Annotated in this window: 20 protein-coding genes; 7 read left to right on the top strand and 13 right to left on the bottom strand. The window is 67.6% G+C overall.

Annotated elements, in window-relative coordinates; genetic code table 11:
- Positions 1-68 precede the first annotated feature (68 nt).
- The 3 genes from ABIC90_RS11785 to ABIC90_RS11775 all read left to right on the top strand — a co-directional run bounded on the left by ABIC90_RS11785 (position 69) and on the right by ABIC90_RS11775 (position 3,668).
- Positions 69-1,262, top strand: coding sequence for a glycerophosphodiester phosphodiesterase (locus tag ABIC90_RS11785; protein ID WP_354354296.1), 1,194 nt, complete (start codon positions 69-71; stop codon positions 1,260-1,262).
- A 109-nt stretch (positions 1,263-1,371) separates the two neighbouring features.
- The gene (locus tag ABIC90_RS11780) at positions 1,372-2,577 is read left to right on the top strand and encodes a M20 aminoacylase family protein (RefSeq protein WP_354354295.1); all 1,206 of its coding nucleotides are present in this window, start codon (positions 1,372-1,374) and stop codon (positions 2,575-2,577) included.
- Entirely contained in the window at positions 2,574-3,668 is a 1,095-nt protein-coding gene (locus tag ABIC90_RS11775; RefSeq protein ID WP_354354294.1) for a M14 family metallopeptidase, read from the top strand. Before ABIC90_RS11780 ends, ABIC90_RS11775 begins: the two co-directional genes overlap by 4 nt.
- Positions 3,669-3,708: 40 nt before the next feature.
- Here ABIC90_RS11775 and ABIC90_RS11770 read toward each other — a convergent pair whose 3' ends face one another.
- Positions 3,709-4,845: an ABC transporter substrate-binding protein gene (locus tag ABIC90_RS11770; RefSeq protein ID WP_354354293.1), complete on the bottom strand. Its 1,137-nt coding sequence runs from the start codon at positions 4,843-4,845 to the stop codon at positions 3,709-3,711.
- Positions 4,846-4,896: 51 nt separating this feature from the next.
- Between ABIC90_RS11770 and ABIC90_RS11765 the strand changes: the two genes are divergently transcribed.
- Genes ABIC90_RS11765 through ABIC90_RS11755 form a run of 3 tightly spaced genes read left to right on the top strand, consistent with a single transcriptional unit; the run spans position 4,897 to position 8,412 of the window.
- Positions 4,897-6,984: a molybdopterin-containing oxidoreductase family protein gene (locus tag ABIC90_RS11765; RefSeq protein WP_354354292.1), complete on the top strand. Its 2,088-nt coding sequence runs from the start codon at positions 4,897-4,899 to the stop codon at positions 6,982-6,984.
- Positions 6,981-8,105: an aminopeptidase gene (locus tag ABIC90_RS11760; protein ID WP_354354291.1), complete on the top strand. Its 1,125-nt coding sequence runs from the start codon at positions 6,981-6,983 to the stop codon at positions 8,103-8,105. The genes ABIC90_RS11765 and ABIC90_RS11760 overlap by 4 nt, the downstream gene beginning before the upstream one ends.
- Positions 8,098-8,412, top strand: coding sequence for a polyhydroxyalkanoic acid system family protein (locus ABIC90_RS11755; protein ID WP_354354290.1), 315 nt, complete (start codon positions 8,098-8,100; stop codon positions 8,410-8,412). The genes ABIC90_RS11760 and ABIC90_RS11755 overlap by 8 nt, the downstream gene beginning before the upstream one ends.
- 90 nt (positions 8,413-8,502) lie before the next feature.
- Here the strand turns inward: ABIC90_RS11755 and ABIC90_RS11750 are convergent, their stop codons facing one another.
- The 7 genes from ABIC90_RS11750 to ABIC90_RS11720 form a co-directional block, all read right to left on the bottom strand.
- Positions 8,503-9,240, bottom strand: coding sequence for an SDR family oxidoreductase (locus ABIC90_RS11750; protein ID WP_354354289.1), 738 nt, complete (start codon positions 9,238-9,240; stop codon positions 8,503-8,505).
- The gene (locus ABIC90_RS11745; protein ID WP_354354288.1) at positions 9,237-10,763 is read right to left on the bottom strand and encodes an FGGY-family carbohydrate kinase; all 1,527 of its coding nucleotides are present in this window, start codon (positions 10,761-10,763) and stop codon (positions 9,237-9,239) included. Before ABIC90_RS11745 ends, ABIC90_RS11750 begins: the two co-directional genes overlap by 4 nt.
- Complete coding sequence (locus ABIC90_RS11740; RefSeq protein ID WP_436318200.1) at positions 10,760-11,908, bottom strand: alcohol dehydrogenase catalytic domain-containing protein; 1,149 nt, start codon at positions 11,906-11,908, stop codon at positions 10,760-10,762. The genes ABIC90_RS11745 and ABIC90_RS11740 overlap by 4 nt, the downstream gene beginning before the upstream one ends.
- A 166-nt stretch (positions 11,909-12,074) precedes the next feature.
- The gene (locus tag ABIC90_RS11735) at positions 12,075-13,055 is read right to left on the bottom strand and encodes an ABC transporter permease (RefSeq protein WP_354354287.1); all 981 of its coding nucleotides are present in this window, start codon (positions 13,053-13,055) and stop codon (positions 12,075-12,077) included.
- The gene (locus tag ABIC90_RS11730; protein WP_354354438.1) at positions 13,052-14,542 is read right to left on the bottom strand and encodes a sugar ABC transporter ATP-binding protein; all 1,491 of its coding nucleotides are present in this window, start codon (positions 14,540-14,542) and stop codon (positions 13,052-13,054) included. The genes ABIC90_RS11735 and ABIC90_RS11730 overlap by 4 nt, the downstream gene beginning before the upstream one ends.
- Before the next feature lie 41 nt (positions 14,543-14,583).
- Entirely contained in the window at positions 14,584-15,504 is a 921-nt protein-coding gene (locus ABIC90_RS11725; protein ID WP_354354286.1) for an ABC transporter substrate-binding protein, read from the bottom strand.
- A 115-nt stretch (positions 15,505-15,619) separates the two neighbouring features.
- Positions 15,620-16,510, bottom strand: a complete 891-nt coding sequence (locus tag ABIC90_RS11720) for an AraC family transcriptional regulator (protein WP_354354285.1) — start codon at positions 16,508-16,510, stop codon at positions 15,620-15,622.
- A gap of 307 nt (positions 16,511-16,817) precedes the next feature.
- Between ABIC90_RS11720 and ABIC90_RS11715 the strand changes: the two genes are divergently transcribed.
- Entirely contained in the window at positions 16,818-18,068 is a 1,251-nt protein-coding gene (locus tag ABIC90_RS11715) for a CaiB/BaiF CoA transferase family protein (RefSeq protein ID WP_354354284.1), read from the top strand.
- Between the two features lie 83 nt (positions 18,069-18,151).
- Here ABIC90_RS11715 and ABIC90_RS11710 read toward each other — a convergent pair whose 3' ends face one another.
- The 5 genes from ABIC90_RS11710 to ABIC90_RS11690 all read right to left on the bottom strand — a co-directional run bounded on the left by ABIC90_RS11710 (position 18,152) and on the right by ABIC90_RS11690 (position 21,244).
- Positions 18,152-18,409: an acyl-CoA-binding protein gene (locus tag ABIC90_RS11710; RefSeq protein WP_354354283.1), complete on the bottom strand. Its 258-nt coding sequence runs from the start codon at positions 18,407-18,409 to the stop codon at positions 18,152-18,154.
- 88 nt (positions 18,410-18,497) lie between these two features.
- Positions 18,498-19,334: a hypothetical protein gene (locus ABIC90_RS11705; protein ID WP_354354282.1), complete on the bottom strand. Its 837-nt coding sequence runs from the start codon at positions 19,332-19,334 to the stop codon at positions 18,498-18,500.
- Between the two features lie 14 nt (positions 19,335-19,348).
- On the bottom strand, positions 19,349-20,050 hold the full coding sequence (locus ABIC90_RS11700) for a TetR/AcrR family transcriptional regulator (protein WP_354354281.1): 702 nt from the start codon (positions 20,048-20,050) through the stop codon (positions 19,349-19,351).
- 135 nt (positions 20,051-20,185) lie between these two features.
- Positions 20,186-20,689, bottom strand: coding sequence for a phasin family protein (locus ABIC90_RS11695; protein ID WP_354354280.1), 504 nt, complete (start codon positions 20,687-20,689; stop codon positions 20,186-20,188).
- A gap of 105 nt (positions 20,690-20,794) precedes the next feature.
- The gene (locus ABIC90_RS11690; protein ID WP_354354279.1) at positions 20,795-21,244 is read right to left on the bottom strand and encodes an acyl-CoA thioesterase; all 450 of its coding nucleotides are present in this window, start codon (positions 21,242-21,244) and stop codon (positions 20,795-20,797) included.
- Positions 21,245-21,313: the final 69 nt, after the last annotated feature.

Genomic DNA, 21,313 nt, shown 5'->3' with positions numbered 1-21,313 from the left:
CGCCGGCACTTGTTCTGACTGTCATCGGGAGCGGGTACCCTGCGCCTCTTTTGGATGGAGAAAAAAACATGCGCACCCTTCAGATCGCACTGACCGCCACCGCCGCCCTGTGCGTTGCGGCCTGCACCGGCACCGGCCCCTCGGGCCCCGCCAGGCTCCTCACGCTGGACGGCAACCCGCCGCTGGTCATTGCCCACCGCGGCGCCTCGGGCTACCTGCCGGAACAGACGCTGGAAGCCTATGCGCGCGCCATCGAGCTCGGCGCCGACGTGATCGAGATGGACCTGGTCTCCACCAAGGACGGCGTGCTCATCGCCCGCCACGACCCCAACCTGGCCATCAGCACCGACGTGGCCAAGCACCCCCGCTTCGCCTCGCGCAAGAAGACCATCAAGGTCGACGGCGAAACCCAGACCGGCTGGTTCAGCAACGACTTCACGCTGGCCGAGATCAAGACCCTGGGCGGCATCTCCACCGACGCCGAGCGCCCGCAGGAATTCAACGGCAAGTTCAAGGTCGTGACCTTCCAGGAGATCATCGATTTCGCCAAGGCCAAGTCGAAGGAAACCGGCCGCACCATCGCGATCTATCCGGAAACCAAGAACCCCACCTACTTCCGCGACCTGGGCCTGCCCATGGAAGACAAGGTCATCGCCGCCATCAACGCGGCCGGCTGGAACAGCAAGACCGCGCCCATCTACGTGCAGTCGTTCGAGCCGGGCAGCCTCAAGTACATGAAGGCCAAGGGCCTGAACACCAGGCTGATCCAGCTGATCGACGGCGACGGCATCGACATGAAGACCGGCGCCATGACCTATGCCGTGCCGGTCGACCGCCCCTACGAATGGACCAAGGCCGGCGACAAGCGCAACTTCGACGTCATGGTCACGCCCGCGGGCCTGGCCGAAATCAAGACCTATGCCGACGGCATCGGCCCGTGGAAGCGCTACATCGTGACCATCAAGGGCAGCATCGGCGCCGACGGCAAGCCGCTGGACGTGAACAACGACGGCAAGATCAACGACGCCGACGCCACCTCGGTCTCGCCCACCACGCTGATCGCCGACGCCCACAAGGCGGGCCTCTTCGTGCACCCCTTCACCTTCCGCAACGAGTCGCGCCGCCTGGCCGCGGACTACAACAAGGACGGCAAGAACGAGTACGCGATCTATTACAAGCTCGGCGTGGACGGCGTTTTCACCGACTTCACCGACACCGCGATCGCCGCGCGCACCGAGTACCTCAAGAGCCTCGGCCGCTGAGTTTCTGTTCGCGGAACACCGCGGAACCGGCTTTGCCGGGCCGCTGGTGTTGCCCCCGGTAGGGGGAAGGCGTAGCCTGGGGGCGTACTTTTTATCTAGACTGTGCCCCATGAAACTCATCGATTCGCTCGTCACGCAGGCGGCCGGCATCGCCGCCGTCCGACGTGACCTCCACGCCCATCCTGAACTCTGCTTCGAAGAAGTCCGCACCGCCGACGTGGTGGCAGGCAAGCTCACCGAATGGGGCATTCCCATTCACCGGGGCCTGGGCACCACCGGCGTGGTCGGCATCGTCAAGAACGGCACCAGCAACCGCGCCGTGGGCCTGCGCGCCGACATGGACGCACTGCCCGTCACCGAGCTCAACACCTTCGCCCACGCCAGCAAGCACCAGGGCAAGATGCACGCCTGCGGGCACGACGGCCACACCGCGATGCTGCTCGCGGCCGCCCAGCACCTGGCAAAGAACCGCAACTTCGACGGCACCGTCTACCTGATCTTCCAGCCGGCCGAAGAGGGCGGCGGCGGCGCCCGCGAGATGATCAAGGAAGGGCTCTTCGAGCAGTTCCCCATGGACGCCGTCTTCGGCATGCACAACTGGCCCGGCATGAAGGCCGGCCAGTTCGCGGTGAGCCCCGGCCCGGTGATGGCCTCGGGCAACAAGTTCTTCGTCAACGTGATCGGCAAGGGCGGCCACGCCGCGCTGCCGCAGACCGGCATCGACCCGGTGCCCATCGCCTGCGAGATCGTGCAGGCCTTCCAGACCATCCTCACGCGCAAGATGAAGCCGACCGATTCGGCCGTGATCTCGGTCACCACCATCCACGCGGGCGAAGCCAACAACGTGATCCCCGACAACTGCGAGCTGTCGGGCACGGTGCGCACTTTCTCGCTGGAGGTGCTGGACATGATCGAGGCGCGCATGAAGCAGATCTGCGAGCACATCTGCGCCGCGCACGACGCCACCTGCGACTTCCGCTTCGAGCGCTACTACCCGCCCACCATCAACACCGAGACCGAGGCCCATTTCGCGCGCGATGTGATGGCCGGCATCGTCGGCGCCGAGAACGTGCTGAAGCAGGAGGCCGCCATGACCTCCGAAGACTTCGCCTTCATGCTGCAGGCCAAGCCCGGTGCCTACGCCTTCATCGGCAACGGCGACGGCGCGCACCGCGACGTGCACCACGGCGAAGGCCCGTGCACGCTGCACAACGCGAGCTACGACTTCAACGACGATCTGATCCCGCTGGGCGCGACCTGCTGGGTGCAGATCGCCGAGCAGTTCCTCAACAAGTCCGGCGGCAGCGCCGCATGATCGGCATCGGGGAGGCCTTTTCGGCGCGCTACGCCCAGGCGCGCCAGAAGTTCCTGCAAGGCTGCGTGAGCGCGGGCCTCACCGTGGAGCCGCATGCGCACCCGCTGAAGGGCCGCGACGGCGAAGATCTTTCGATGGACGTGGCGCTCGACGGCGATGCGAACGCCGAGCGACTGCTGGTCGTCACCAGCGCCTGCCACGGCGTCGAAGGCCATTGCGGCAGCGGCGTGCAGGTGTTCGCGCTGCACGACGCCGAATGGCGCGAGAAAGCCAAGGCCCAGGGCGTGGCGGTGCTCTATGTGCATGCGCTCAACCCGCACGGCTTTTCTTACGGCCGCCGCGTGACGCACGAAAACGTGGATCTGAACCGCAACTTCATCGATTTCTCGAAGCCGTTGCCGGTCAACGAGTCCTACGCCAGGCTGCATCCGCTGCTGCTGCCCGACACCTGGCCGCCCACGCCGGAGAACCAGGCCGCCGTTGCCAAATGGATCGACAAGCACGGCACCACGGCCTACCAGGCGGCCGTGACCAGCGGCCAGTACCAGTTCGACGACGGGCTCTTCTTCGGCGGCAAGGCGCCGACCTGGAGCAACAAGACCCTCCGCGGCGTGCTGCGCCGCCATGCGGGCCATGCGAGGCGCATTGCCTGGATCGACCTGCACACGGGGCTGGGTCCCAACGGCCTGGGCGAGCGCATCTATGCAGGCAAAGACGACAAGGTCGCCTGGGCGCGCGCCAACGCCTGGTGGGGCACGCCGGCCGCGCCGGTCACCTCGATCTACGACGGCTCATCGACTTCGGCGCTGCTGCGCGGCCTGATGTGGGACGCCGTGTACGAGGAATGCCCGAATGCCGAATACACCGGCATCGCCCTCGAATACGGCACGCTGCCGATCCTGGAAGTCACGGGCGCGCTGCGGGCCGACCACTGGCTGCACAAGCATCCGGAAGCACCGGCCGACCTGGCCGACGGCATCCGCGCACGGATGCTGGAGGCTTTTTATACGGACACCGATGCCTGGCGCGGGCAGATCGTGAGCCAGGCCCGGCAGGCGATGTTCCAGGCGGTGGACGGGCTGGGCGGCTGAACTGCCGACCAGAAGTCTGGGCCGCCGCCCGGCTTCGGCCTCAGGTCCGGACCTTGCCGTCGCCCGTGAGCATCGACAGCTCGACGAACTTCGAGCCCACGTGGTTCCTGGCCGAGAACGACACCTCGAAACCGCCGAACTGCTGGCGGTCGATGCTCTCCAGGCCGGCGATCAGGCCGTCGCGCGTGGCCTTGCCCGGCGTCTTGCGCAGGCCCTCGGTGAGCACCTTGGCGGCCAGGTAGCCTTCCATGCTCGAGAAGTTGGCGCTGGCCCCGCCGCCGGCCTTGCGCACCGCGTCGGTGAACTCGCGCGTGAGGGCATTGGCCGGGTTGTAGGGCGAGGGCACCACCTGCGTCACCATCACGCCCGCCGCTTCCTTGCCCAGTTCGTCGGCCAGCGCCTGCGTGCCCACGAAGGACACGTTGAAGAAGGTGCCGCCGTAGCCCGCCTTGCGCGCCTGGCGGATGAATGCGGCACAGGCCTTGTACGCGCCCACCTGCACCACCGCGTCGGGCTTGGCCGCCACGAGGGTCTTGACCGCCTGCGCCACGTCGGACGAATTGCGCTCCACCGTGGCCATGGCCAGCGGCTTGAGCGACTGCTGCGACAGCGCCAGCGTGACGCCGTCGAGCCCGGCCTTGCCGTAGGCGTCGTTCTGATAGAAGACCGCGATCTTCTTCAGGCCCAGGTGGGTGAGGTGCTTGACCATCAGCGCGGTCTCGTCGTTGTACGAGGCGCGCAGGTGGAACACGTTTTTCTGGAAGGGCTCGCGCAGCGACATCGCGCCGGTGAACGGGGCGATGAATGGCACCTTGTCCTTCACCGCCAGCGGCAGCGCGGCCAGGCTGGTGGGCGTGCCGATGTAGCCGAAGAGCGCGAACACGTCTTCCTCGATCAGCTTCTGGGTGTTGAGGGCGCAGCGGTCGGGCTCGTAGCCGTCGTCCAGGGTCTTGAGCACCACATTGCGGCGGCCCGCGGCCGGCTGCGCGTTGTACTGGTCCAGGAAGAGCTTGGCCCCCTGCTGGAACTGGATGCCCAGTTGCGCCGCCGGCCCCGTGATGGCGGCCGATTGGCCCAGCACCAGCGGGGTGTCGCCTTGCGCCTGCGCGACGCGCAGACTGCCGATCGTGGCGGCGGCGCCGACGGCCAGGGAAAAATGTCTGCGATTCATCGTCATGGTGAAAACCTCTTCTGCGCGTTGGCCCGCGCTCCAAATTAGACTTGTCCGATGGCCCACGCACCGGACTCCTTGCACGACACTTCCCACCCCGCAACGACCACGGTGCTCGGCGCCTGTCCGCACGATTGTCCGGATACCTGCGCGCTGGTCACCACCGTCAAGGACGGCGTGGCGGTGAAACTACAGGGGAATGCCGCCCATGCGCACACGGGCGGCGTTCTCTGCACCAAGGTGTCGCGCTACATCGAGCGCAACGACCATGCCGAACGGCTGGTTCAGCCCCTGAAACGCGTGGGTCCCAAGGGCAGCGGCCAGTTCGAACCGGTGAGCTGGGATGTCGCCCTCGACGACATCGCCAGGCATCTTCAAGTATTACAGGGAAAACCCGAAGCCATTGTCCCCTACAGCTATGCGGGAACCATGGGCCTGGTGCAGGGCGAGTCGATGGACCGGCGGTTCTTCCACAAGCTGGGCGCCTCGCTGCTGGACCGCACCATCTGCTCCATGGCCGGAGGCGAGGCCATGGTGCACACGCTGGGCGCCAAGATCGGCATGCGCATCGAGTTCTTCGCCGAGGCCAAGCTGATCCTGATCTGGGGCAGCAACTCCATCGCCAGCAACCTGCATTTCTGGCGCCACGCCCAGGCCGCCAAGCGCGCCGGCGCCCGGCTGGTGTGCATCGACCCGCGCAAGACCGAAACGGCCGACAAGTGCGACGAGCACATCGCGCTGCTGCCCGGCACCGACGCCGCCCTGGCCCTGGCGCTGATGCACGAGCTCGTGGTGCATGACTGGCTCGACCACGACTACATCGCCAACCACACCCTGGGCTGGGCGCAGCTGCGCGAGCGCGCGCTGCAATGGCCGCCTTCGCGCGCGGCCGAGGTCTGCGGCATTCCCGAAGCGCAGATCGTGGCGCTGGCCCGGGCCTACGGCACCACCAGGCCCGCGGCCATTCGCCTGAACTACGGCATGCAGCGCGTGCGCGGCGGCGGCAACGCGGCCCGCGCCATCGCCTGCCTGCCGGCGCTGGTGGGCGCCTGGCGCGACCGCGCCGGCGGCCTGCTGCTGAGCAGCTCGGGCCACTTTCCGGTCGACCGCGCCGCGCTGCAGCGTCCCGACCTGCTCGAAGGGCGCCGCCCGCGCACCATCAACATGAGCACCATCGGCGATGCGCTGCTGGACGAGGCGAATCCGGTGAAGGCCATCGTGGTCTACAACAGCAACCCGGTCGCCGTGGCGCCCGATTCGGCGAAAGTGGTCGCTGGCTTTGCGCGCGAAGACCTGTTCACCGTGGTGCTGGAGCAGTTCCGCACCGACACGGCCGACTATGCCGACTACCTCCTGCCGGCAACCACGCAGCTGGAGCACTGGGACATCCACTGCAGCTACGGCCACACCGACGTGCTGCTCAACCGTCCGGCCGTGGCGCCGCGCGGCGAGGCCCGCAGCAACGCCTGGGTGTTCCGCGAGCTGGCGCGCCGCATGGGCTTTACCGACCCTTGCTTCACGGACGACGACGAGACGCTGTGCCGAACCGCGTTTGCCGAGAACGCCATCGACTACGCGCAGATGCTCACGCAGGGCTTCACCAGCCTGAAGCTGCCCGAGGCGCCCTTTGCCGAAGGCAGGTTCCCCACGCCCTCGGGCCGCTGCGAATTCTTCAGCGAACGCCTGCAGGCCATGGGCATGGACGGCCTGCCCGACCACCTGCCCAACTGGGAGCCGGCCGGCAGCTCGACCGAGTTTCCGCTCGCGATGATCTCGCCGCCGGCGCGCAATTTCCTCAACTCCACTTTTGTCAACGTGACCAGCCTGCGCGCCATCGAGGTCGAGCCGCTGCTGGAGATTCACGAAGCCGACGCCGCCGCGCGCGGCATCGAGGACGGCGCGATGGTGCGCATCTTCAACAAGCGTGGCGAGCACCGCTGCCGCGCCGAGGTGTCGCGCCGCGCGCGCCAGGGCGTGGTGCACGGCATGGGCATCTGGTGGCGCAAGTTCGGCGGCGACGGCACCAACGTCAACCAGCTCACGAGCCAGCGCCTGACCGACATCGGCCGCGGCCCCACTTTCTACGACTGCCTGGTCGAGGTGGAACGCATTGCGCCCCCCGCCGCCGGGAGCGCGTTGGGGTGAGGGCAGCCCGCGCCTGCGCCGTTGCCGCCGCCGCGCTGCTCCTGTCGGGCTGCGCCGACCTCGGCTACTACTGGCAGTCCGCCAGCGGCCACATCGACATCATGCGGGCCGCCAGGCCCGTGCCCGAATGGCTCGCCGACCCGGCCACGTCGGCTCCGCTCAAGGCCAAGCTCGAACTCACGCAGCGCATCCGCCGCTTTGCCTCGGCCGAACTGGGGCTGCCCGACAACGCGAGCTACAAGTCGTACGCCGACCTGCACCGTCCCGCCGCCGTGTGGAACGTGGTGGCCGCGCCGCCGTATTCGCTCACGCTCAAGAGCTGGTGCTTTCCGGTGGCCGGCTGCGTGGGTTATCGCGGCTACTACAGCGAGGACGCGGCCAAGGCCGAAGCCGAGGCGCAGCGCCTGCTCGACCTGGAAGTGGCCGTGTACCCCGTGCCGGCGTATTCCACGCTCGGCTGGATGAACTGGGCCGGCGGCGATCCGCTGCTGTCCACCTTCATCGGCTATCCCGAAGGCGAGCTCGCGCGCCTGGTGTTCCACGAACTCGCGCACCAGGTGCTGTATGTGCCCGGCGACACGGTGTTCAACGAGTCCTATGCCACGGCGGTCGAGCGCATCGGCGGGGCGATGTGGCTGCAACGCGAAGCCGGCGAGCCGGCGCGCCGCGAGTACGCGCAGTTCGACGGCCAGCGCCAGGACTTTCGCGCGCTCGCCCTCAACACGCGCCGCGCGCTCACGCAGGTGTACGAGTCGCCCGAAGCCAAGGCCAAGGACTGGCCGGCCGTCGAGGCGCTGAAGAAGGCCGCGATGGCCGACTTTCGCGCGCGCTACGCCGAGCTGAAGAAAGGCTGGTCCGGCCCGCGCCAGGGCGCCTACGACGGCTGGGTGGCGCGCGCCAACAACGCGGCTTTCGGCGCCCAGGGCGCCTACGACGACCTGGTGCCCAGTTTCGAGGCGCTGTTCGAACGCGAGGGCCGCAGCTGGCCGCGCTTCTACACTGAGGTCCGGCGCATTGCCGCGCTGCCGACCACGGACGAACGCCGGAGTGCCTTGCAGGCCGCCACCGGTATCCTGCAAACCCATTCCAGCGACAACAACAACGGAGATCACGGTGCCTGACATCCATATCGAGAGAAACCACACGCTGGGCATTGCCGGCGCCCGCGAAGTCGCGCGCCAATGGGTGCAGCAGGTCGAGGAGGACTACGGCCTGGAGTGCACCTACACCGAGGGCGCGGACTGCGACGTCGCGCAATTCAGCCGCGCCGGCATCGACGGCACGGTCGAGGTGACGGCCAGCACCTTCAAGCTGGAGGCGACGCTGGGTTTTCTGTTCAGCAGCTTCAGCGAGCAGATCGAGCAGAAGATCTCGCGCAACCTGGACGAGTTGCTCGATTCGCCGAACGGCGGCACGCGCTTCGCCTGAACGGATTCGCCTAGACAAACCCGTTCACGCTGAGCTTGTCGAAGCGCCGCGCAAGGCTTCGACAGGCTCAGCCCGAACGGTTCGTTCGCATCACACGATCGTGTAGCCCCCGTCGACCGGCAGCGCCACGCCGCTGACCATCGACGCGCCATCGGAAAGCAGGAAGAGGATCGGCGCAACCACCTCTTCGACCTGCGCAAACCGCCCCATCGGAATGTTCCTCAAGGCCGCCGCGCTCTTGGCCGGATCGGCCCAGGCCAGCTCGGCCATCGGGGTGAGCGTGACGGTCGGGTTCACGCTGTTCACGCGAATGCCGTGCGGCCCGAATTCGAGGCACAGCGAGCGCGTGATCGCGTCCATTGCGGCCTTCGATGCGCAATAGCAAAGATGCGCATCGAGCGCGACCAGCGCGGCCTGGCTCGACACGTTGACGATGCTGCCGCGCACGCCGACCGCGATCATCGCCTTGCCGCAGCGCGAGGCCACCAGCGCCGCGGCGCGTGCGTTCACGGCCATCACGGCGTCGAAGCTTTCGGCCTGCAGGTCGAGCGCGGATTCGAGCAATGCGATGCCGGCGCAGTTCACCACGAGGTCGAAAGCCGCCAACGGTGCGAGCGCACGTTCCAGTGCGCTTGCGTCGCCGACATCGATCGCCAATGGCGTGCAGCCGGCTTCTGCTTGCAGCGCGTCGAGCGCCGCCGCGTTGCGTCCCACGGCCGTCACCGCCGCACCCGATTGCGCAAGGCGCACCGCCACCGCGCGGCCGATGCCGCTGCTCGCGCCGGTCACGAGGGCGCGACGGCCGGAGAAGTCGAAGGAGGTCGTCATTTGAGCCGGTGCATCGCGTCACGCAATGCGGGGTAGAGGGATTTGTAGATATCGAAGCGCTCGCGATAGGCCGCCTGCGCCGCGGGTTCGGGCCGCGCGCGTTCCACCAGCGTGACCCATCCGCGCTCGGCCGTCGCCGCATCGACCAGCCCCGCACCGAGCGCCGCGAGCATCGCCGCGCCGAGGGCGGCCTCGACCTCTTCCTCGATGGTGAACACGGGGTAGCCCGTGATGTCCGCGACGATCTGCATCCACAGGTCCGAATGCGCTGCGCCGCCGACCACGATCAGGCGTTCGTCCAGCGGCTGGCCGCTTTGGCGTCCGGCCTCGATGTTGTGTTGCAGCGCAAAGCTCACGCCTTCAAGCACCGCGCGGTAGAGGTGCGCGCGGCTGTGCGCGAGCGAGAGGCCGATGAAGGCGCCCTTGGCCTGCGCATCCCAGATCGGGCTGCGCTCGCCCATCAGGTAGGGCAGGAAGACCAGGCCCTCCGCGCCGGGCGGCACGTCGACGGCCTTGCGCTCGATCAGCGCATGCGCGTCTTCGCCGGTGCGCGCGGCCTCGGCCACCTCGGCCTGGCAGAAGGCTTCGCGGAACCAGGTGACGGCCGCGCCCGCGGTGATCGCGCCGCCGAACACATAGCTGCGGTCCGCGCCCCGGTACACATGCGGCATGGTGATGAGCTTGTGGCGCGCATCCACCGTCGGGCTCACGAAGCCCCAGCACATGCTGGTGCCGATCATCGCGACGTGGTCGCCGCTGCCGGTCACGCCCGCGCAGAAGGTGGCCACCGCCGCATCGACGCCGCCGGCCATCAGCGGCATGCCTTCGGCAAGGCCGAGCTTCGCGGCCCACTCGGCGCAGAGGCCTCCGACCACATCGCTCGATTCGACCAAGCGCGGCGGCATCATGCGCGCCGGAATGCCGAGCATGGCCAGGGCGTCTTCCGACCAACTGCGCTGTGCCGCGTCGTACACGCCGCCGATGTTGCCGGCCGAACTGTGGTCCACCGCGAGCTCGCCGGTCAGGCGCCAGTTGATGTAGCTGTTGGGCGGCACGAAGTAGCGCGTCTTCGCCCACACCTCGGGCAGGTGCTCGCGCACCCACAGGATCTTGGTGTAGCCGTAGTAGCTGTCCACGCCGTTGCCGGTGATCGCCTGCAGCCGCGCCACATCGACCGTTGCGTTCACCGCATCGACTTCGGCGGTGGCGCGCCGGTCCATCCAGATCAGGCAGGGGTGCAGCGGCTGCATGGCTTCATCGACCGGGATGCCCGCGCCGCCGTAGAGGCTGCTCACGCACATTGCCGCGATGTCCGACGCGGCAACGCCGCTCTTTGCCACGCAGGCCCGCACGCTCTCGCACACCGCGTCGAACCACACCGTGGCGTCCTGATGCGCCCACAGCGGCTTCGGCGTCTCGGGCTGGTAGGCCACGCTGGCCTGCGCGTGCACCTTGCCGTCGATGCCGACCAGCAGGCACTTGGTGCTTTGGGTGCCGATGTCGACGCCGATCACGTACTTCATGACAATTCCCGGGGCTGCGGCTTGAGCAGCACCTTGATCGAGTCGAGCGAGTTGGCCAGCGCAAACGCACGCTCCCATTCGGTCAGCGGAAAGTCGTGCGTCACGATGCCCTTCGAGGTGACGAGTCCGCGCGCCAGCAGGTCGATGGCGATCGGATAACAGTACGGCCCCAGGTGCGCGCCGCGCACGTCGAGCTCCTTGCGGTCGCCGATGATCGACCAGTCGGCACTCGTCTCCGAGCCGAACACGCTGAACTCCACGAAGCGGCCGAGCTTGCGGATCATCTCCAGCCCCTGCGTCACGCCGATGGGCGCGCCAGTGGTCTCGATGTACACGTCGCAGCCGTAGCCTTCGGTCAGGCCCTTGACGATGGCGTCGGCGTTCTCGGTCTTCGGGTTGATGGTCACGTCGGCGCCGTACGCCCTGGCCAGCGCGAGGCGCTCGGGCACGAGGTCGATCACGATCAGCTTCTTCGGTGTCTTCAGCCGCGCGGCCTGCACCATCATCAGGCCCAGCGGGCCGGCGCCCGCGATCACCACCACGTCGTCCAGCTGGATGTCGCCGCGGTTCACCGTGTGGATCGCGCACGAGAGCGGCTCGATGATGGCCGCGTCTTCCAGCGAGATGCCGTCGGGGATCTTGTGCACGCGCGAGGTCGGCGGCAGCCGCATGTAGTCGGCCATGCCGCCGTCGGCCACGAGGCGCTGGAAGCCGAAGATGTTGTGCACCTCGCACATCCAGTATTTGCCCGAAGTGCAGAAGCGGCACTTGCCGCAGGGCACGATCTGCTCGGCGATCACGCGGTCGCCCTTCTCCACGCCGAAGTGCTCGGCCGCACCTTCGCCGAGTGCCTCGACGTAGCCGAAGAATTCATGGCCCGGGATGACCGGCGCCTTGACCCACGAGGGCTGGCCGTCGCCGCCCCAGAACATCTTCGCGCCCGAGTGGCACTTGCAGTCGGAGGCGCAGATGCCGCAGGCCGCGATGGAGATCAGGAGTTCGTTGCGGCCGATGGTCGGCATCGGCACGGTTTCGAGCCGGTAGTCCTTCGGGCCGTGGCAGACGACGGCCTGCATGGCGGCCTGCACTGCGGAGAGTTCGCCGATGGCGCCCGATGCGCCGGGCTGGAGCTTTTGGTAAGGCATGGGGTTCTTGTGGAGGTCAGAGAGGTTGTTCGGTTTTTCTCCCTCCCCTTCCGGGGGAGGGCAGGGGTGGGGGCGAGCGGCGGTCGATGAGGCGCTGTGGCCAAACCAGCGCCGCTTGCCCCCATCCCCACCTTCCCCCGGGAGGGGAAGGAGCAAGACAAAGGGGTCAGCGTTTGGCCTCGCGGCTGATGAAGATCGCGAGCAGCACGATCCCGCCCTTGATGATCAATTGCAGATACGGCGACACGCCGATCATGTTGAGACCGTTGTTCAGCACGCCGAGCAACAGCGCACCGACCAGCGTGCCGACGATGGCGCCGCGTCCGCCGGCGATGGACGTGCCGCCCATCACCACCGCCGCGATCGCATCGAGCTCGAAGCCCACGCCCACGCCCGGCTGCCCGCTCGTGACGCGTGCCGCCTGCACGATGCCCGCGGTGGCCGCGGTGAGACCGCTCAGCGCGTACACGAGCAGCTTGTAGCGCGACACCCGAACACCCGAGAGCCGCGTCGCCTCCTCGTTGCCGCCGATGGCATACACATACCGCCCGAACGGCGCCATGTTGAGCAGCACATACGCCACGATGTAGGTCGCCAGCATGATGAGGATCGGCACCTTGATGCCCGCCAGCACGCCGCCGCCGAGAAAAGCGAACGACTCTGGCAGCCCGTCGATCGGATAGCCGCCCGTGTAGATCAGTGCAATGCCGCGCGCGATGCCCATGGTGGCCAGCGTCACGATGATCGGCGGCATGCGCAGGTACGCCACGCAGTAGCCGTTGAAGAGGCCGATCACCACGCCCACGGCCAGCCCGAGCGGCACAGCGAGCATCGGCGGCAGCCCGAACTGCACCATCATTCCCGAGGCCAAGGTGCCCGAAAGCGCGACCACCGCACCCACCGAGAGGTCGATGCCGCCGGTGAGGATCGCGGCCGTCATGCCCACCGCGATGATCGCGTTGATCGACGACTGCAGCGCGATGTTCTGCAGGTTGCCCCACGAAAGGAAGTCGTCGGTCGCGACGATCATGAAGGCCGAGATCGCGACCAGCCCCACCAACGGCAGGAAGGCCGTCGAGCGGCGCAACTGGGTGAAGAACCCGCCGGCGGGAGCCGGCGGCGTGGGGTGAGTGACGGTGGCATTCATTGCGAACCCCCTGTGGTTGCGTGGCGCATGATGTCGCCGGAGTTGATGGAGTCGCCCTCGAGCGTGGCCACGATGGACCCGCCCGAGAACACGGCGACGCGGTCGCACATGCCGACGATCTCGGGCAGCTCGCTCGAAATCATCACGATGGCTTTGCCCTGGCGCGTGAGTTCGCGCATCAGGCTGTAGATCTCGGCCTTGGCGCCGACATCGATGCCGCGCGTGGGCTCGTCGAAGATCAGCACTTCGCTCGCATGGCCGAGCCAGCGCGCGATCACCACCTTCTGCTGGTTGCCGCCCGAGAGCGTGGCCACGCGCGTTTCGATGCTCGGCGCCTTCACGCCGACCCGCCTGGCGAGTTCGCCGGCCGACTGCTTCTCCGACCTCTGGCTCACGAGCCCGGCAGTTTTGTGCCTGCCCAGGTTGTTCATCGAGATGTTGAAGCGGATCGTGAAGTCGGTGATCAGCCCCTCGACCTTGCGGCTCTCGGGCAGCAGGCCGATGCCGTTCTGCAGTGCCTCGGTCGGGTCGTTCAGGCGCACGGGCTTGCCGTTGCGCAGCACCGTCTTGCGGTGCACGCGGTCGGCGCCCATCATCCCGAGCGCGAGTTCGGTGCGGCCCGATCCCACGAGGCCTGCGAAGCCGAGGATCTCGCCTTCATGCAGCGCGAAGTTGTTGACCGGCCCGCCCTTGAAGAGCTGGATCTCCGGCACCTCGAGCACCTTGCGTCCGCGCGGCGCGGGCACGGGCTTGGGCGGAAAGTTGTGCTCGATCTTGCGGCCCACCATCATCTCGACCAGCGCATCCACATCTGTCGCGCCCACATCCGCGTGCCCGGCGTTGGCGCCGTCGCGCAGCACGCTGATGCGGTCGCACACCTCGAAGATCTCATCGAGGTGGTGCGAGATGAAGATCATCGCCACGCCCTTGGCGCGCAGCTCGCGCATGATCTTGAAGAGATGCCCGGCCTCGTTCGGCGTGAGCGTGGCGGTCGGTTCGTCCAGCACCAGGAGGCGCGCCTTCAGCGACAGCGCCTTGCCGATTTCCACGAACTGCTGCTGCGCGACCGAGAGCCGGCAGATCGGCACATCGAGGTCGATCTGCACGCCCAGCTCGTCGAAGAGTTGCTGCGCCGAACGCTTCATCACCGCCTTGTCCAACAGCCCGAAGCGGTTCTTCAGGTAGCGGCCGAGGAAGATGTTCTCCACCGCGTTCAGGTACGGGATGAGGCTGAACTCCTGGAAGATGATGCCGATGCCCGCCGCGATCGCGTCGTTGTAGCCCGCGAACTTGCGCTCGCTGCCTTCGATGAAGATGCGGCCCTCGTCGGCCTGGTAGATGCCGCCGAGGATCTTCATCAGTGTCGACTTGCCCGCGCCGTTCTCGCCGAGCAGCGCGTGCACTTCGCCCTTGCGGATCGAGAGGTCAATGCCCGAGAGCGCCTTCACGCCCGGAAAGCGCTTGGAGACGCCTTCCAGCCGCAGCATCTCGGCGTTGTTGTTCGTTGTCACGGCGCGGTTCCGAGCGCTTACCAGGTGAAGGTCTTCGCGCCTTCAGCGTCGATCAGCTTCACATCGACCGGCACGGCCGCCGGCACGTTGGCGCCCCACTTCTTCGCGAGCGCAATGCCGATGGCCAGGCGGATCTGGTCGCGCGGGTACTGCGCGGTGGTGGCGATGAACTTGGAGCCCGGCTTCTGCATTGCCTTGATGGCTTCGGGCGCGCCGTCCACGCTGGTGAGCTTCACGTCCTTGCCGCTGGCGTCGATGGCCGCGAGCGCGCCCATCGAGCCGCCGTCGTTCACGCTGAAGACGCCCTTGAGGTTCTTGTTGGCCTGCAGGATGTTCTCGGTCACGGTGAGCGCGGTGGCGCGCTCCTGCTTGCCGTTCTGCGTGCTCACCACCTTGATGCCGGGATACTTGGCGAGCGCTTCGCGGCAGCCCTTCACGCGCTCCAGAATCGGCACGACCGGAATGCCGTCGAGGATCGCCACGTCGCCCTTCTCGCCGATGCTCTTGGCGAGGTACTCGCAGGCCAGGCGGCCGGCGTCGGTGTTCTTGGAGCCGACGAAGGAGTCGACCGGGCCTTGCGCATTCGCGTCCACCGCCACCACGACCAGGCCCGCCTTCTTGGCCGAACGCACCGCCGACTGCACGCCGGTGGAGTCGGTCGGGTTCAGCAGCAGGATGTCGACCTTCTTCTGGATCATGTCTTCCACGTCGCCGATCTGCTTGGCCACGTCGTGCCGCGCGTCGGTGGTGACCACGGTCGCGCCGATGCTGGCCGCGGCTTCTTCCAGCGCCTGCTTCATCGTCACGAAGTAGGGGTTGTTCAGCTCCTGGAAGCTCATGCCGATGCGCAGCGGCTGCTTGGGCGCCTGCGCCTGTGCGGCGGTGGCGCCGCAGGCCAGGGCGGCGGTGAGGGCGGTGGCTTTGAGAAGGTTCTTCATGGTTGCGGTCTCCTTGGGTTTGTTGGCTGACAAAAAACGCGGGCAAAGGCGTGCCCCACGCGGCGCCCGATGCGCCGCGCCGGAAACGACGCGGGGAACGAAAAACGGACGCCGGCTACGGCGACTTGGCGGCACGCGAGGCCGCGGCCTGCATGCGATGGAAGTTGCGGAACTTGGTCGGCGGCATGCGCTTGTGCAGCAGGAACTGCCGGTTGAAGTTCGACACGTTGTTGAAGCCCACGTCCATGCAGACATCGAGCACCGGCTTCTCGCTGTTGGTGAGCAGCTCGCAGGCGCGGCTGATGCGCAGCCGGTTCACATAGCGCACGAACGACTGGCCCGTGTGCTTGCGGAAGGAGCGCGAGAACGCACTGGGGCTCTGGCCCACCAACTCGGCCAGCATGGGTTCGCGCAGTTCGTCGCCCAGGTTGGCGGCGATGTGCGCGAGCACGTTGTTGATGGCGTGCGACATGAAGGCCTTCGGGTCGGGCTTGAAGGCGGGGCTGGCGAGCCGCTGGCGGTCGTGGCTGTCGACCAGCAGTTCGAGCAGCGAGAGCAGCAGGATCACGCGGCGCAGGCCCCGCGCCTCGAGCAGTGATTCCATGATCGGCTTGGCCGCGATGGCCGTCTGGGCCGAGAACAGCAGGCCCGAGCCGGATTCGGCCAGCAGCGGCGCGACGCGCTCGAATTCGGGAAAGGCCGTGGCCATGTTCTTCATCAGCCCGGCCGGGAACTGGATCACGATGCCGCGCCGCTCGACACTCTGGCCTGCGGGCACGTCGCTGATCCAGTTGTGCGGAAGGTCCGGGCCCGTCATCACGAGGTTGCCGGGCTCGAAGTGCCCCACGTGGTCGCCCACGAAGTAGACGCCCCGGGTCTCCACGATCAGCTGGATCTCGTACTCGGGATGGAAGTGCCAGCGCACCGTGCGGTACGGATAGCCGTGCGCCCAGACGGTGAACGATTCATCGCTGCGGACTTCGACGATTTCCAGATCGGGCTGCATGAGCGGTCTTCTTTCCTTGTCTCTTTGTTCTGTGGGTGGGGTGGGTGTGACACCGTGGAGCGGACTGTACGAATCGCCTGCGGCGCCAACAACCAAAGACAGCGTCCGAAACTGATACTTTTTTGAGCTTGGTGCAAGCGGACCGGCCAAGGCGTTGCAGTGCAGCAAAGGCCTTTCTCCTCGGGGGAGAGGGGCGATTGGCGGGCGATTGCTGCGGTGCGGGATCGCCGAAACTGCCGTGTCAAGAATTCATAGGTGTTTTCCCGGCCCGGAGGGCGCGCGCCGAGGCACGGCACACTCTGGCGCCATGACGAATACCGCTTCCTCCACCGCAGCGCCCGCCACCGCCGCCGGCCCGCTCGCCGGCCTCAAGGTCGTCGAACTGGGCCAGCTGATCGCCGGGCCTTTCGCCGCACGCACGCTGGCCGACTTCGGCGCCGAAGTGATCAAGATCGAGCCGCCCGGCGCGGGCGATCCGCTGCGCACCTGGCGGCTGCTGAAGGACGGCACTTCCGTCTGGTGGCAGGTGCAGTCGCGCAACAAGCGCTCGCTGGCGCTCGACCTGCGCGAGCCCGAGGCGCAGGCCATCGTGCGGCAGCTTGCGGCCGAGGCCGACGTGCTCATCGAGAACTTCCGCCCCGGCGCGATGGAAGGCTGGAGCCTCGGCCCCGACGCGCTGCTGGCCGCCAACCCCGGCCTCGTGATGCTGCGCATCAGCGGCTACGGCCAGACCGGCCCGTACCGCGACCGCCCCGGCTTCGGCGTGGTGGCCGAGGCCATGGGCGGGCTGCGCCATCTCACGGGCGAGCCCGGCCGCGTGCCGGTGCGCGTGGGCGTGTCGATCGGCGACACGCTGGCCTCCTTGCACGGCGTGATCGGCGTGCTGATGGCGATGCAGCACCGCCACGCGACGGTGAGCGCCGAGCATCCGAAGGGAAAGGGGCAGGTGATCGACGTGGCGCTCTACGAGGCGGTCTTCAACTGCATGGAAAGCCTGCTGCCGGAATACGGGGCGTTCGGCGCGGTGCGCGAGGCGGCGGGCAGCGCCTTGCCCGGCATTGCGCCGACCAACGCGTACCGCTGCGCGGATGGTGGCTACGCGATCGTGGCGGGCAACGGCGACAGCATCTTTCGCCGCCTGATGGCATGCATCGGCCGGCCCGATCTCGCGGCCGATCCGGCGCTCGCCGGCAATGCGGGGCGGGTGGCGCAGGTGCAGATGCTCGACGCCGCCATCGGCGACTGGGCCGCCGCGCGCACCGTGGACGAAGTGCTGGCCGCCCTCGATGCCGCGCACGTGCCGGCCGGCCGCATCTACACCATCGCCGACATCGCGGCCGATCCGCACTACGCCGCGCGCGGCATGCTGCAGCAGGTGCAAATGCCAGACGGCAGCGCGCTCGCGGTGCCCGGCTTCGTGCCCAAGCTCTCGCTCACGCCGGCCAGCCACCGTCACAACGCGCCGGCGCTGGGGGCGGACACCGATGCGGTGCTGAAGGAGATCGGTCTCAGCAACGAACAGATCTCGGCGCTGCGCGCGCGGCGGATCGTGGGTTGAAAGGCAAGGCCGTTCGCGCTGAGCTTGTCGAAGCGTTGCGCAAGGCTTCGACAAGCTCAGCCCGAACGGTTCTTCGCGCAGTTTTAGTTCCGGAGAGATTCGATCAGGTCGATGTACTTCTGCTTGGCCTCGTCGGCGCTCGCGCCCTTCTGGGCGGTCCACGCATCCCACTTGGCGCGCGCGACGATGTCGCTGAAGCTGGGCTTCTTGGCGGTGTTGTCGCCCTCGGTGGCCTGCTTGAAAAGGCCGTAGATCTTCAGCAGCGTCGGGTTGTCGGGGCGCTCGGCCAGGAGCTTGGAGTTGGCCTGGGCGGCTTCGAACTGGGTGTGGAGGTCGGACATGGATGGATCCATCGAAAAAACTGGAATCCGGCATCTTAAATTGCGAGGTACCTGCCGGTACCTGCGAACGCCGCGAGCGCGAGGCGCTTCAGTCCCGCAACCCCGCCCGGGCCAGCTCCACATCCAGCCGCTCGCGCGCATCCGCCGGCTTCAGCGCCGCGGCCTTCTCGTAGAGCTGCGTGGCTTCGCCCATGCGCGAATCGCCGTGCAGCATCAAGAGCGCACGGGCGTACTCCATCATCCCCGCGGGCGTATGGGGATGCAGTTCGAGCCCGCGCTCGAAAAGCTCGATGGAGGTCTCGGCGCGCACGCCGTAGGTCATGCGCCCGACCAGCGCCCCCACCTTGTCGATCACCTCGGCATGGAAGGCGGCCAGCGCGATGTGCGCGTCGGCGTGCTTGGGCTGCAGCGCGATCACGCGTTCCAGCGCGTCCTTGAGCTTGGTACCCAGGCCTTGCGCGAGCGCGCGCGCCACGCTGATGCCCTGGCTGTAGCGGCCCAGCGCATAGGCCTGCCAGTACAGCGCCTGGCAGTTGTCGGGTTCGGCGGCGGCCTGCGCGCCGGCGCGCTCGATCACTTGGCGGAACATCGCGAGCCGCACGGCCTCGCGCGGCTCCAGGTAATTGGCGTAGATCGCGGTCGCCTGGTTGGCGAGCACCAGGCCTTCGGAGCCGTGCAGCAGGCCGATGGCGGCGGCGCGTTCGAATTCGCCGCTGTGGTACAGCGCCCAGCCCTCGGCCAGCGGGGCGTCGGCGTGCGGCGGCGGCAGCGCATGGCCGGCGTGCAGGCGCGGCCAGTGCGGCAGCAGGCTGCGGGCGTCGAAGCGCGGCGCATCGGGGTAGGGCAGGGGCCGCCAGGGTTCGGTGTTGGCGGCCACCGGGCTGGCGGACATCAGCGAGAGCGGTTTGAAGTCGGGGTGGGGCATGGTGTGAACAGGCCCTAGGCCGCCATGTCTGCAGTGGGAGTCGCTGCTTTGCTCGGGACGTCTTCGCCGTTGTAGGCATTGCTCAGCGTCAGCAGATGCCGACGCTGCTCGCGCGCCAGGTACGGCGCGAGCAGGTGCAGGGTGTGGTGGCCGCCGCGCATCAGCGCGCCCTGGGCGTGCGCCGGCTCCAGCGCCTCGCGCGGGTTGCGCACGTATTCGTAGCTGAGCCAGTAGGTGAGCACCACGACCATGCTCTGGGCCAGCGTGTCGACCTCGTGGGCGTCGATGTCCAGGTGGCCGGCGCGGCCGAGGCCGGCGATCATCTGGCGGATGGCGCGCGTCTTGTTTTTCAGCACCAGCTGGAACTGGGTTTCCAGGTGCCGGTTCTTGCTGAGCAGGTCGTTCAGGTCGCGGTAGAGAAAGCGGTAGCGCCAGATCAGCTCGAACAGCGTGTGCAGGAAGAACCAGGCGTCCTCCACGTCATTGACGCCTTCGCTCGCGTGGAGCAGCTCGTTGAGCTCGGCTTCGTAGCCTTCGTAGAGCCTGTTGATCAGCTCTTCCTTGGCCGGGTAGTGGTAGTACAGGTTGCCCGGGCTGATGTTGAGTTCGCCCGCCACCAGCGTGGTCGAGACGTTCGGCTCCCCGAAGCGGTTGAACAGGTCCAAAGCGGCTTCGAGGATGCGTTGCGCCGTACGGCGTGGCGCCTTCTTTGCCATGTCGGTGCCCCCGGTATGTCTCTTGGTCTTGGGGACACTCTAGCCTATGTGCGCCGCATCATGAGCGGCGCAGGCCATGTTTTGCGGCGCTGATTTTTTGTGCAGTGCCGCAATTGCCCGGGCCGGCGTGGCCGCTCAGCCGGCCTTGGGTCGGCGCAGGGTTTTCTTGGCGGCGGGGGGCGCCGCGGACTTGCGCGCGGTGCTCTTGCGTGCGGTGCGGGCGGGCGCCGCGGCATCCTTGGCGCCGCCTTGCTTCAGCTGTGCTTCCAGGGCCGCGATGCGTGCCTGCAGCGCCGCCATGTCGGCGGCCGAGGGCACGCCCAGTTTCTCGATGGCGCGCGCCACGCGTTCCTCGAAGATGTTTTCCAGCTTGCCCCACTGGCCGGCCGCCTTGGTGCCGAACTCGCTGGCGAAGCCGCTCATGCGCTGCTGGGCCTGGGCCAGGGTTTCTTCGGCGGCGGCCTGGGTCTTCTTCTGCATGCCGGCGCCGTCCTTGACCAGCGCCTCGAAGGCCTTGCTGCCCTCCTGCTGCATCTTGGCGAAGGCGCCGAGGCCGGCAAGCCAGATCTGCTGGGCCGAGTCCTTGATGCGGTCGGAGGACTTGTTGTTGTCGTTGCTGCTGTCGTCTTGGGTCGCCATGCGGGGTGTTCCTTTGAAACTGAGCGGCCGACTCTAGCTGCTGGTCCCCGCTGACGTTAGAGCTTTGTGCCTAGGCCAAGCCCCCGCAGGCAAGCCCCCGCAGGTTCAGGGCGTGCCGCCGGCCGCGCGGCTGGCGTCCAGATGGGCCTTGGCGCGCTCGGCCAGTGCCATTTCGCCGGGGGTGCCGGGAACGAAGCTCTCGACCGGCAGCGGCCGCCCGTGCGAGTCGACCGAGACGAACACGATCAGGCACTCGGTGGTCTTTTCCATCGTGCCGCCCTTCATGTCGCCGCTGCGCACCTCGACTGAGATGTTCATGCTGGTGTTGCCGGTGTAGGCCAGGCGGGCTTCGACCTCGACCAGGTCGCCGATCATGATCGGCCGGTGAAAGCGGATGCTGCCGATGAAGGCGGTGATGCAGTAGCGCTTGGCCCAACTGGTCGCGCAGGCGTAGCCGGCCTCGTCGATCCACTTCATGACCGTGCCCCCGTGGACCTTGCCCCCGAAGTTGACGGTGCTGGGCTCGGCCAGAAAGCGCAGGGTGATCGAAGACATGGAGGCCGCCTTTGTGGGATGGGCTGTGGTGGGGAGCCGCGATTATGCGAGCGGGCGGGCGCCCGCGGA

Source organism: Variovorax boronicumulans, from assembly GCF_040544675.1.
Lineage (GTDB): Bacteria > Pseudomonadota > Gammaproteobacteria > Burkholderiales > Burkholderiaceae_C > Variovorax > Variovorax boronicumulans_D.
The sequence above is the reverse complement of the archived record's forward strand: the minus strand, read 5'-3'. Positions and strand labels throughout refer to the sequence as shown.